This is a genomic window from Cryobacterium fucosi (assembly GCF_004403515.1).
Lineage (GTDB): Bacteria > Actinomycetota > Actinomycetes > Actinomycetales > Microbacteriaceae > Cryobacterium > Cryobacterium fucosi.
Map to the genome: position 1 here is coordinate 26,035 of NZ_SOHH01000112.1, position 11,560 is coordinate 37,594.

Here is an 11,560-nt window from a genome sequence, read left to right on the forward strand (position 1 = left end):
TAGGCTGGGGAGGGCACGATCGACGGCAACTTCGACGTGCTCACGCTTATTGAGCTGAGCTCGACGAACAGAGGTCCACCATGATGAAGAACGATTCCTCCCTTCCCCGCATCCGCGCCATGATCCGGAGTGACGGTACGGGCGAACTGACCATCGACGGCGAGAGCCAGCAGATCACCGCCGTCGACGAGGCCGGTGTCCGCGAGGAGATCATCAACCGGGTCGCGGCGACCGCCCGCACGATCGGTCGCCCCGTTCGGCTCACCGCGGTGGACGAGCAGGGCCAGTCGCCCCTGATCGTGCACCCCGACGGCGACGTGGACGCGGACGGAGACTTCATCCCCGCGGCGGCGATGCCCAGTGCGACCCGCCCGCTCACCCTTCCAGGGGAAACCTCGCCGGACACCGGCGATCACGCCGACTCCGGGGAAGTCGCGGTCGAGCCGTCGGCGTACCCTGCCGCGGCGACCGAGCCGGCTCCCGGGGCGACCGCCGCGGGCGATGACCGGTCCGCGTTCGAGGCGCCCTCGCCGTCCGCGGACCTCGGGGCGGAGCTCTTCGAGAACCTCGTGTTCGACCGCGTTCCCGACCTGGACGCCGACGATGATGATGACGACGAGCCGACGGAACCTTCCGACGGCCAGGCGGCCGCCGGGGTGCCGGTGTCCGCATCCGCATCCGGGTTCGTGTCCGCATCCGGGTTCGTGGCCGCGCCCGGCACCGCCGGCCCGAACCTGTCGGACTTCATGAGCTCACGGCCGCCGATGGTGGAGGGACCGGCCCTGCAGGGCTGGCAGGGCACGGTGCGCCGGCTGACCGGCGGGATGGTCTCGCCCGCCCCCGGCACCGGCGAGTTGTCGCGCCGTTCTGCGGTCGCCTCCGTGCAGCGCAGCCTGATCGGCCCGCGCACCATCGTCGTGCTGAACCCGAAGGGCGGCGCGCACAAGACCACCGCCACGCTGCTGATCGCGGCGACCTTCGGCATCCATCGCGGCGGCTACACCCTCGCCTGGGACAACAACGAGACGATGGGAACTCTTGGCGTGCGTGCGCAGACCGCGCACCACACCAACACCGCCGTCGACCTCCTGCGCGACCTGGAGGACTTCGCCTATTCCAGCTCGGCCCGGGTCGGGGACCTCGACAACTACGTGCGCAACCAGGGCGACGCCCGGTTCGACGCCCTCGCCTCCGACCTCGACCCGGCCGGAGCGGCCAGCATCGACGACGTGGCATTCGGAAAGCTCCACGCCGCGCTCAGCCGCTTCTACCGTGTGCTGATCATCGACACCGGCAACAACATGCGCGCCTCCAACTGGGAGGCGGCCGTGGAGACCGCCGACCAGTTGGTCGTGGTCTCGACCATCCGTGAGGACACCGCCTACGGCGCGGCGTCGCTGCTCGACGGGCTACGGCTGAAGGGTCATGGCGACAAGGTCGCCCAGGCCGTGACAATCCTCGCGTCCCCGGCCAAGACCGCCGACCGAGCGCTTTCCCGCCGGCTGCACGACCACTTCAGCCAGCTCACCCGCGCCGTCGTCGACGTGCCGTACGACCCGGCCCTCGTCGCCGGCGGGCCCCTCAACATCGAAGCGCTCGCACCGCGCACGCGGGAGGCCTGGCTCTTCGCCACGGCCTCGATCGCCGAGGGTCTCTGACTTCCGATTCGGGCACCAGGGCCGGCTGGACACAGCAAGCACAGATATCGACAGGTCATACTGTTCGAGGCCCATTGTCTAACAGAGAGATCAGCGTGCGTAAACTCCCCGTATTCATTTCCGTTGCCACAGTCGCCGTTCTCGCTCTCTCCGGGTGCAGCGGTTCCCCGTCGGCGGAGTCGACCGCGACCGGGGCAGCGCTCACCTGCACCGATTCGGGCAAGAGCTCGGATGCCGTCAAGGTGACGGGCAAGGCCGATGCCGAACCCACCGTGAAGTTCACCTCGCCGCTCACGGCGAAGACCACCGAGCGCACCGTGGTGACCAAGGGCAAGGGCGCGGCCGTCAAGAACGGCGAAGCCGTTGAAATCGCCTACACGGCCTACAACGCCTCCACCGGGGCGAAGCTGAACGGCGGCGGGTACGGCAAAGCTGCCGGACTCACCGTGACGGTCGCCGAGACCGCGAGCATCATCCCCGGCATTCTCAAGGGCATCGCCTGCTCCAACGTGGGCTCCCGGGTCGCCGTCGTCGTGCCGCCCGCCGACGCCTTCGGCACCAAGGGCAACACCGACCTCAAGGTCGCCGCGACCGACAACATCATCTTCGTCATCGACGTGAAGGGCAAGGTGGCGACCCGCGCGAACGGCAAGGACCAGAAGCCCCAGGACGGCTTCCCCGCGGTCACTCTCGCCAAGGACGGCACTCCGACCGTCAAGGTGCCGAAGACTGACGCGCCCGCCGAGCTCAAGACCGAGGTGCTCAAGAAGGGCGACGGCGGCCTCGTCGCCGACGGCGCGACCGTGACGGTGCAGTACACCGGCGTCGTCTGGGGGACCGGCAAGGTCTTCGACCAGAGCTGGGGCAAGGGTGGCCCGGCCACATTCGCCACCAGCAACGTCGTCCCCGGCTTCGCCCAGGGTCTGATCGGCCAGACCGTCGGCTCCCAGGTCGTCATCGTCATCCCGCCGGCGCTCGGCTACGGCACCACCGGGAACACCACCGCGGGAATCACCGGCACGGACACGCTCGTCTTCGTCGTCGACATCCTCGCCTCCGCGTAACGGGCGGCGGTCTCCGCCGGTTCTCCTTCGAAAGGGTTGCGCACCGATGCAACGCACGATGTTCAAGTCCAAGATCCACCGCGCCACCGTGACGCAATCCGACCTGCACTACGTGGGCTCGCTGACGGTGGACCTGGACCTGCTGGATGCGGCGGACCTGATCCCCGGCGAGCTGGCGAGCATCGTCAACGTGAACAACGGGAGCCGGTTCGAAACGTACCTCATCGCGGGGGAGCGGGGCAGCGGGGTGGTCGGCGTCAACGGTGCGGCCGCCCGGCTGGCCCTCGAGGGCGACCTGGTGATCATCATCTCCTACGCCCAGATGAGCACCGAGGAGGCCAGGGCCTATGAACCGACCGTGGTCCATGTCGACGGGCGCAACCGGATCGTGGCGGTCGACACGGACCCGGCGGGCGCACACGTCGCCGGGCTGGTCCGCCCGCCGCTGAGCCTGCGTCAGGGTGCACACCCCGGCAGCGTGGCAGCCGTCACCGCCCGGTCCTGACTCCGCCGGCTGATGCCGCCCGGTGCTAACGCCTCTCGAACCGTCCGGTCTTCTCTGTAAGCCGGATGCGATAGAGCACCGGCCTCTCCTGTGCCGCCGGGTCGGAGTCCTGCGCGTGGGGCGACGCGAACGGAGTCCCGTCCGGGCCGAGGTGAGGCTGCGCGGTCGTGCTGGTCAGCATCGGCGACAGCCTGGTGGCGAGGGCGCGCATCCCGGCCTCCGCCTCGGCACCGTGCAGCTCCTCGAAGGTCCCCCAGGCGATCACGCTCTGCCAATCGGCCAGGTCGTCGACGTGTTCTACCTCGAAGCACACGGCGGGATTGGCGCGCATCATCCGCACCTTCGTGCCCGTGGCGCTGTGCCCGTAGACGCTGCCGTCGGAATAGACGTAGGTGATGGGAACGATGTAGGTGCGGTCGTCGACGTGGCAGCCGATCCGGCCGACTACGCCGGCGTGCAGCACCTCGTCGATCTGTTGGTCGTTCAATTCGCCGAGCATGCCGCAATTGTCGCCCGGTCGAGGGGCGTGCACCAGTGCCTTTGGTCCCCGGCCGCCGAATATCATCGGGGAATGACAGACACCGCCGTCGAGCGCGTCACGATCGGCCGAGGGGAGTTCCCGGTCGGCTGCCAGCTCAGCGTCCCGACGCGTCTAGAGTCCCTGCTCGACCATGTCGACGACGCGGCGGATGAGAACCTCGGCCTGGCCTGCTTCGAGGGCCCGGAGCGGACCATTGATCAGCAGCATCGCCAGGCCATGCACGGCCGACCAGGCCAGGAACTCGGCCCCCGGCCGACGCCCTCCCGGGAGGACGCCCACGGCGACGAGCCGGTCGAGGGCGTCGGTGAGCAGCTCGAACGGCCCCCGGCCGACGGCGCCGGCCCGTGATCCGCTCGTTGCGCTCTCGAGGTCGGGCGAGGCGGTGAACGCGGTCTGGAACAGGCCGGGCTCGGCGAGGGCGAAGTGCAGGTATCCGGTGCCGACCGCGCGGAAGCGCAACCGGGCAGCGGTGACCGGATCCGTCGCATCCGGGATCAGGGCCTGCTCGGCCTCGATCGCCTCGGCCACCCGCGCCTGGCCGGCCGAGCACACCGCTTCGAGCAGCGCGCCCCGGTCGGCGAAGTGCCGGTAGGCGGCATTCGGGGAGACGCCGGCCCGGCGGGTGGCCGCGCGGAGCGCCACCGCGGTCGGTCCTCCGGCCCGGGCGAGCTCGACGCCCGCCTCGACGAGGGCGCGGCTCAGGTCGCCGTGCCGGTAGGTGTCCCGGACGCCGATGTTCGGGCCCGGCGGAGTGCCGATGGTTGTCACAGCCCCGTCGCCTCGTTACGCTGGTCAAGACAATGTGTACGACGTCTACATTAGTGCAGCCGGGCCGGTAACGGCCGCGGTCCGCGGCCCCGGGACCCTCTCCCGACGGGCTCCACTCCTCACTGACTCCGCAACCCTCACGCAGCACTTCACCCAGGCAGGCACACTCGGATGACCATCATTGAAGCCAGAGGACTCACCAAGACCTATCGGTCCAAGAGCGGCCCCGTTCACGCGCTCGCCGGGCTCGACCTCTCCGTTCCGCGCGGGTCGGTCAAGGCCCTGCTGGGCCCGAACGGGGCAGGCAAGACCACCGTCGTGAAGATGCTCACGACCCTGATCAGACCGGATGCCGGCACCGCCTTCGTCGACGGGATCGACGTCGTCGCCGACCCGAAGGCCGTGCGGCGACTCATCGGGGTCTCCGGCCAGTACGCGGCCGTCGACGAGAACCTGACCGGGTTCGAGAACCTGGAAATGGTCGGCCGGCTCTACCACCTCGGTGGGGCCCTCGCCCGGCGCCGGGCCCAGGAGCTGATCGACCTGTTCGAGCTCACGGCGGCCGGCAATCGTCCGGTGAAGGGATTCTCGGGCGGCATGCGCCGCCGGATCGACCTCGCCGGCGCGCTCGTGATCAACCCGAAGGTGTTGTTCCTCGACGAGCCGACGACCGGGCTCGACCCGCGCAGCAGGATCGCGCTCTGGCAGGTGATCAAGCGACTCGTCGCCGACGGCACCACCGTGCTGCTCACCACCCAGTACCTCGAAGAGGCCGACCAGCTCGCCGACGACATCGTCGTGATCGATGACGGCCGGGTGATCGCCGAGGGAACCTCTGACCAGCTCAAGGCCCAGATCGGCGGGCACCGGCTGGAGATCGCCCTGGTCGACGCCGCCGACAGCGGCGCGGCCCGGAGCATCCTCGCCCGGTTCGGCGACGGCGAACCGATCGTGACCACCGACGGCCGCGGCCTCGAGGTCGCCGTCGTCGACGGCCCCCTCGCGCTGCAGCACGTGCTCGCGGCGCTCAGCGAGGCGACAATCCGACTGCACGATGCCGGGATGCGCCGGCCCACCCTCGACGACGTGTTCCTCAGACTCACCGGCCACAAGGCCGACAAGGCCGCCCAGCAGGCCGAAGACGCCGAATTGGAGACCGTGAAATGAGCGTCGCCGCCACCCTCCCCACCTGGAACCCGCTGTCGATGTGGTATTCGGACGGCTGGACGGTGACCAAGCGCAACCTGATCAAGATCAAGCGGTCGCCCGACATGCTCGTCTTCGCCGTCATCCAGCCGATCATGTTCGTGCTCCTCTTCAGCCAGGTCTACGCCGGGGCCATCTCGGTGCAGGGCACCGACTATGTGCAATTCCTGATGGCGGGCATCTTCGCTCAGACCGTCGTCTTCGGGTCGACGTTTTCCGGCTCGGCGATGGCCCAGGACCTCAAGGAGGGCATCATCGACCGGTTCCGCAGCCTGCCGATGAGTTCGTCGGCCGTGCTGATCGGCCGCACCAACAGCGACCTCGTGCTCAACACGATCTCGATGGTCATCATGATGGCCACCGGCGTCGCGGTCGGCTGGCGGGTGAACTCCTCCGTCGCCGAATTCCTGGCCGGAATCGGGCTGCTGCTGCTGTTCAGCTACGCGTTCAGCTGGGTGATGGCGCTGCTGGGCATGAGCGTGAAGAGCCCGGAGGTCATCAACAACGCGTCGTTCCTGATCCTCTTCCCGCTGACCTTCGTCTCCAACGCCTTCGTGCCCAGCGACACCCTGCCCACCCCGCTGCGCATCTTCGCGGAGTGGAACCCGGTGTCCTCGCTCGTGCAGGCGGCCAGGCAGCTGTTCGGCAACGAGGGCACCGCGCCGGTGCCCGACATCTGGACGATGCAGAACCCGATCGCGACCGTGCTGATCGGGATCAGTGTCATGCTGCTGGTGTTCGTGCCGTTGTGCATCCGCAAGTTCGCGTCGATCAGCTCCAGGTGACCGGCGTCTCGTCCCCGACGGTCATCGACAACGCCAGAACCAGGAGAACGACATGACAGAGCCACAGGCCGGAGCGGGCATCGGCATCCTCGCCGCGTTCAGCGGATTCGCCGTGCCCGACATCGACGCGGCCCGCGCCTTCTACGCGGAGACCCTCGGCCTCACCGTGCGGGACGGCGGGATGGGCCTGCTGCGTCTGGAACTGCCCGGCGGAGCCGAGGTGATGGTCTACCCCAAGCCCGACCACGTGCCGGCCGTGTTCACCGTCCTCAACTTCGCCGTCGGTGACATCGACGCGGCCGTCGGCGAGCTGCTGGCCCGCGGGGTCGTCTTCGAACGCTACCCGGGGTCTCCCCAGGACGAGAAGGGCATCGCCAGGGACCCGCGCGGCCCGCAGATCGCCTGGTTCACCGACCCGGCCGGCAACATCCTCTCGGTGCTCCAGGATGACGGTGCTCCGGAATGACCGACGGGGTGCCGTTCACGACCGACCGCCGCACCGGAAAGCTTCGGGCGCCGCGGAACACCGCGCCGGCGGGTGCCGGGCCGTGGGATGTGAAGAAGGTGCTCAAGCCCTTCTACGGGCCCGCGAACCGCGAGTGGGAACTGGTCGAGGTACCCGCGCAGCGGTTCATTGCCGTCGACGGGAGTGGCGACCCGAACACCGCACCGGCCTACTCGGAGGCCGTCGAGGCCCTCTACGCGGTGGCCTACGGCATCAAGTTCCAGGCCAGGCGCGAGCTCGGGCGTGACGCGATCGTGGCTCCGCTCGAGGGTCTGTGGTACGCCGACGACGCATCCGTCTTCACCGCGGGGTCGAAGTCGGAGTGGCACTGGACCATGCTGATCAGCGAACCCGACTGGGTGACGGATGCCTTCATCAGCCAGGCGATCGCGGCCGCGAGCGCGAAGAAGAAACTGCCTGCCCTCGCCGGGGTGCGCACCGAGACCCTCGTCGAGGGGCTCTCCGCCCAGCTGTTGCACCTCGGCTCCTACGACGACGAAGCGCCGGCCCTGGCGACCCTGCACGGTGAGTTCCTGGCCGAGAACGGGCTGCGGATCAACGGCCGGCACCACGAGGTGTACCTCGGCGACCCGCGCCGGACCGAGCCGGCGAAGCTCAAGACGGTACTCAGGCAGCCGGTCGCCCGGATCTGACCGGCCGGATCTGACCGCCCGGGTCTGACCGGCCGGATCTGACCGGCCGGGCGCTGGCCTGCTGCGTGGTGGCGCCAGTGCGGGCGCGCCGCCTACTCGGGGCTCCGGCGCAGTTCGGCCTGGATCAGCAGGGCCAGCTCCCGCAGCAGCACCGTGTCGATCTCGTCCGGCGACCGAGGCGAGGGGTCGAACACGCTGAGAACGCCGATCCGCTCGCCGGATTCTGCCTCAACCGGGAAGCCGGCGTAGAAGCGGGTGTGCGGCTCGCCGACCACGAGGGGATGCTCGCGGGTGCGTGGGTCGAGCAGCGCGTCCGGAATGACCAGCGCGCCGGGGGATCGGACCGCGATGGCGGTGACCGAGCCGGCGAGCGGGTACACGCTGGGCGCCTCGCCCAGGTTTGATTTGTCCCACAAACGGTCTCCGTCGACGAAGGTGAACGCGGCCGACCGGGTGCCGTAGGAGCGCCGCGCCACCGCCACGATCCGGTCGAAACGCTCTTCCGGGTCGGTGTCGAGGAGGCCGAGCTGGGTGACGGCCCGCGCCTCGTCGGGACCGGGCCAGTCGGGGTGGCCGGTCGGCGACCCGTCGTGGTCGCTGTCGGCGTCCCGGTCGTTGTCGCAGTGCTCCGCGTCGAGGGGGCCCTTCATCGATTCGGCGAGGTTCTCGCCCCAGGCGATGTAGTCCGCCGCCGTGCGGATGCGTCCGGGAGTGCGGGCCAGGCCGGCGGGCATGGCGACGAAGTAGGCGTCCGGCCGGGCGGCGCAGACGGCGCCGGTCAGGTCATTCAGCGCCCGCGCGTGCGTGGCGCCGAGGGAGCCCAGGGCGCCGTCGTAGGCCGCGATCGACCGGATAGGCTGCACGCCGAGCACGAAGATCCGGGTGGTGCGGGAGGTGCTGCGGCTGAGCTGGTCCAGGATCGCCTGGAGCTCCCGGCGCCACACCCTCGGGGCGAGCAGGCCCATGGCGTCGCTCGTGCCCACGCTGAGCACGATCGCGTCGTAGCGCCACAGCTTCAGTCCGGCGAGTTCGGCGCGGGCCGACCGGATCGTCGCCGATGGGACGGGAACGACATCGACGTCCGTGCCGCGCCCGGTGCGCGCGGACAGCGCCCGCGCCAGCGACCCCGGCAGGGCCAGGTCGTGGCTGAGCACACCCCAGCCGACCGCCGGACCGCTGCCGAAGACCAGGATCCGATCGCTGTTGATGCCGGCGGCGTGGGCCTGCGGCGCGTCCCTCGGCCGGGGCACGGTGTCGTAGTCGCGGGCCTGTGCGGCGAGCCAGGAACGCACCAGGGGTGCCATCGCCCAGCGGATGACTTTCCCCACTGATACTCCTCGTGACCGAAAATGTTTCTCCAGTCCGTAAATCGTGGAGCCCGCTGAGCTTATATCAGGTAAACGTCGAGCGCGAGTCGCCCTGATCCTCAGCGTTCCCGCGACGGATGTCGTTCCGGCGACGGCTGCCCCCGGTCGGCGGAACGCGGCCCCCGGCTAGCGGGAACCGCGCCGCTTGCCCTTCTTCGGGCTGGCGGTGGGGCGGGTGCGGCCGGGGGCGCTCTGGGTCTTCCTGGACACGGCCGGTTTCGCCTTCGCGGCGGCGACGCGCACGGCCTTCGCGGCGGCCTTCGCCTTGTCTGTCTTCTTTTCCTTCTTCACCCGCTCGGAACCGGCGGGCAGGGAATCGATCCGCGAGCTGTCCTTCGTGCGCCCGCGCACGATGCCGATGAATTCCTCGACGTCCTCGGTGGTCTCGCTCGTGAGCCAGGCCAGGGACACCTGACTCTCCGCCACGTCCTCCACCGGCCGGGACACGACATCCTTCCGGCTGTGCAGCCGGGCGATCGAATGGGGGACGATCAGGATGCCCACCCCCGCCGCGACCTGTTCCATGGCCTCGTCGAGGTCGCGCATTTTCGGCAGCGCACGGCGGGTGCCGTCGCGGATCTCGGTTGCCACCGCACGCCACTCCGGCACGGCGTCGGGGTCCTGCAGAAGATGCTCGCCGGCCAGGTCGGCGACGAGCACGCTGTCCTGGTCGGCGATGAAGTGGTCCTTCGCCGCGACGACCACGGGAATCTCGCGGTACAGCGCGATCAGGCTCAGGTCGGTCTCGTCGACGGGCAGCCGCACCAGGCTGACCTGGGCGCGGCCGTCGCGGAGCACCTGGTCCTGCTCGGTGGGATCCGTGCGGAACACCTCGAGCGGCTGGTCGGGGCGACGTTCGGCCCAGGTGCGGGTCCACTTGGTGGGGGTCACGCCGGCGACGAAGGCAATGGAAAAGGTCACCGGCATCCTCTCTATTTCGGGCTCGGTCGGTATCGACCCGCCGGATCGACACCCCTCTCAGGCTATACGCTTGACCAATGACCGAGAAGAAGACCCAGACCATGAAGCCCGCCACGGCGGCCCAGAAGCTCGGGATTCTGCTCGAAGCAGCCCCGGACGAGTTCCAATCGTCGCCGATTTCGCGCACCGACCTGGCCGCGCTGGACGCGAACCCGCCGGAGTGGCTGCTCGAACTGCGCGCCAACGGCCCGCACCCGAAGCAGGTCGTCGCCGCCAAGCTCGGCGTGTCGATCTCCGGTCTCGTGCGTGGCAAGGTGACCGAACCGCTCACCACCGCCGAGATCCTGGCCCTTCTGCAGCAGCCGCCGGCCTGGCTGGTCACCGAGCGGGCGACCCAGTTCGAGGTCCGCGAGGAGCAGATCCGGGTCAAGGACCGCGACGCCGAGCGTGTCCGCAAGACGGCTCACATCGCGCGCCAGGCCGCCCAGAACGAGAAGGCCGGCCGCGGCCGCTGACTCGGCACCGGTTGTTCGGCCCGCGCGGTGAGGACACCGGGGCGACGCCGAGCGCTCCTGTTGCGCCGCTGCGCGCCCGGCGCACCAGGAGCTCAGCGGCGCAAGTGGCGCGCTCGGTACTGAGGCCCGCCCTCAGGAGGCGACGCCGGTGTACCGTTCGCGCAGAAAGCTGACGATCTCGGCGAGTTCGGCCTGTGAGATGGAATGTCCCATCCCCTCATAGCTGCGCTCGGTGAGGGCGGAATGGCCCGGCAGCCAGCCCTGGGTGCGTTCGATCGCATCCTGGGGAATGACCGAGTCGGCCGTGCCGCGGCCCCAGAAGACCGGGAGGCGTCGCTCGGCCAGGCGGGCATCGCCCGGATGCTCCGCGCGGCCCACGAAACCCGACAGCTGCACCGCGAACGCGAACCGGTCGGGGGCCTGGCGCAGCAGCTGGAGCGCCATCGCACCGCCTTGGGAGAAGCCGAGCAGGCCCACCGAGGTCGGCTGCTCCGGCAGGGCGTCGAGCCAGGCCAGCACGCCGGTGGCGGCCGCGGTGAGGGCGTCGGCGCTCGGGGCCCCGGGGTTCACGGCGGCTCCGGCCGCCCCGATCGGGAACCAGGCCCAGCCGGGCCCGGCCGACAGCGGCGCGCGGAGGGCCGCGATCACCGGGTGCAACGGAAGATGCGGGGCGAGGGAGAAGAGGTCACCCTCGTGTGAGCCGTAGCCGTGCAGGATGAGCAGCAGGGGACGTCCGCCGCGGTCGGCGGGGCCGGCGGACCAGAGCACGGCGTCCGGGTCGATTTCCTCGGTCCGCGCGGTGGGGTGTTGCTCTTCGCTATTGCCCATCTCGGACCTTTCGTTTCGGGTCGCGGCCGGAACGCGACGACTGGTTCCATACTTCCACTGCGGCGGGGTCACTCTGGCCTGCGCGATCTCGCCGGGGCCGACGGGCCCTGCGGGCACCGGTGCGCTCGGTCGGCACCGGTTCGTTCGGCCTGCACCGGTGCGCTCAGCCCGCGGCGTCGCCGCGGGCGCGCAGGAAGGCGTCGATCGCGACGGCGAGCGGCGCGGTGCCCGGCCCGGGCAGGGT

General features: G+C 70.0%; 13 protein-coding genes. 8 read left to right on the top strand and 5 right to left on the bottom strand.

Going from position 1 to position 11,560, the window contains the following annotated elements; translation table 11 throughout:
* The first annotated feature begins 80 nt into the window (after nt 1-80).
* From E3T48_RS15595 to panD, 3 genes are all read left to right on the top strand, one after another.
* Nucleotides 81-1,658: a MinD/ParA family ATP-binding protein gene (locus E3T48_RS15595; RefSeq protein WP_134524940.1), complete on the top strand. Its 1,578-nt coding sequence runs from the start codon at nt 81-83 to the stop codon at nt 1,656-1,658.
* A gap of 95 nt (nt 1,659-1,753) precedes the next feature.
* On the top strand, nt 1,754-2,722 hold the full coding sequence (locus E3T48_RS15600; protein ID WP_241986870.1) for an FKBP-type peptidyl-prolyl cis-trans isomerase: 969 nt from the start codon (nt 1,754-1,756) through the stop codon (nt 2,720-2,722).
* A gap of 46 nt (nt 2,723-2,768) precedes the next feature.
* Entirely contained in the window at nt 2,769-3,227 is a 459-nt protein-coding gene (gene panD, locus E3T48_RS15605) for an aspartate 1-decarboxylase (protein WP_134524941.1), read from the top strand.
* 25 nt (nt 3,228-3,252) lie between these two features.
* Here the strand turns inward: panD and E3T48_RS15610 are convergent, their stop codons facing one another.
* A complete protein-coding gene (locus E3T48_RS15610) occupies nt 3,253-3,726 on the bottom strand; it encodes a pyridoxamine 5'-phosphate oxidase family protein (RefSeq protein WP_134524942.1) in 474 nt (157 codons plus the stop codon).
* A gap of 153 nt (nt 3,727-3,879) precedes the next feature.
* Entirely contained in the window at nt 3,880-4,536 is a 657-nt protein-coding gene (locus E3T48_RS15615) for a TetR/AcrR family transcriptional regulator (RefSeq protein WP_241986871.1), read from the bottom strand.
* Nucleotides 4,537-4,707: 171 nt separating this feature from the next.
* Between E3T48_RS15615 and E3T48_RS15620 the strand changes: the two genes are divergently transcribed.
* The 4 genes from E3T48_RS15620 to E3T48_RS15635 are packed head-to-tail and all read left to right on the top strand — an operon-like array spanning nt 4,708 to nt 7,685.
* Nucleotides 4,708-5,703: an ATP-binding cassette domain-containing protein gene (locus E3T48_RS15620; protein ID WP_134524943.1), complete on the top strand. Its 996-nt coding sequence runs from the start codon at nt 4,708-4,710 to the stop codon at nt 5,701-5,703.
* Nucleotides 5,700-6,527 carry an ABC transporter permease gene (locus E3T48_RS15625; RefSeq protein ID WP_134524944.1) on the top strand — a complete coding sequence of 276 codons (828 nt, stop codon included), beginning with the start codon at nt 5,700-5,702 and terminating at the stop codon, nt 6,525-6,527. The genes E3T48_RS15620 and E3T48_RS15625 overlap by 4 nt, the downstream gene beginning before the upstream one ends.
* Nucleotides 6,528-6,579: 52 nt before the next feature.
* Nucleotides 6,580-6,993 carry a VOC family protein gene (locus E3T48_RS15630; protein WP_134524945.1) on the top strand — a complete coding sequence of 138 codons (414 nt, stop codon included), beginning with the start codon at nt 6,580-6,582 and terminating at the stop codon, nt 6,991-6,993.
* The gene (locus E3T48_RS15635; RefSeq protein WP_134524946.1) at nt 6,990-7,685 is read left to right on the top strand and encodes a GyrI-like domain-containing protein; all 696 of its coding nucleotides are present in this window, start codon (nt 6,990-6,992) and stop codon (nt 7,683-7,685) included. Before E3T48_RS15630 ends, E3T48_RS15635 begins: the two co-directional genes overlap by 4 nt.
* A gap of 92 nt (nt 7,686-7,777) precedes the next feature.
* Here E3T48_RS15635 and E3T48_RS15640 read toward each other — a convergent pair whose 3' ends face one another.
* Nucleotides 7,778-9,013 (bottom strand): GAF domain-containing protein, encoded by a 1,236-nt coding sequence (locus E3T48_RS15640; RefSeq protein ID WP_134524947.1) that lies wholly within the window; start codon nt 9,011-9,013, stop codon nt 7,778-7,780.
* 165 nt (nt 9,014-9,178) lie between these two features.
* On the bottom strand, nt 9,179-9,973 hold the full coding sequence (locus E3T48_RS15645; RefSeq protein WP_166789773.1) for a LysR family substrate-binding domain-containing protein: 795 nt from the start codon (nt 9,971-9,973) through the stop codon (nt 9,179-9,181).
* Between the two features lie 77 nt (nt 9,974-10,050).
* Between E3T48_RS15645 and E3T48_RS15650 the strand changes: the two genes are divergently transcribed.
* Nucleotides 10,051-10,488 (top strand): DUF5997 family protein, encoded by a 438-nt coding sequence (locus tag E3T48_RS15650; protein WP_134524949.1) that lies wholly within the window; start codon nt 10,051-10,053, stop codon nt 10,486-10,488.
* Nucleotides 10,489-10,620: 132 nt separating this feature from the next.
* On the opposite strand, the gene E3T48_RS15655 is transcribed toward E3T48_RS15650, so the two are convergent.
* Nucleotides 10,621-11,316, bottom strand: coding sequence for an alpha/beta hydrolase (locus E3T48_RS15655; RefSeq protein WP_134524950.1), 696 nt, complete (start codon nt 11,314-11,316; stop codon nt 10,621-10,623).
* Nucleotides 11,317-11,560: the final 244 nt, after the last annotated feature.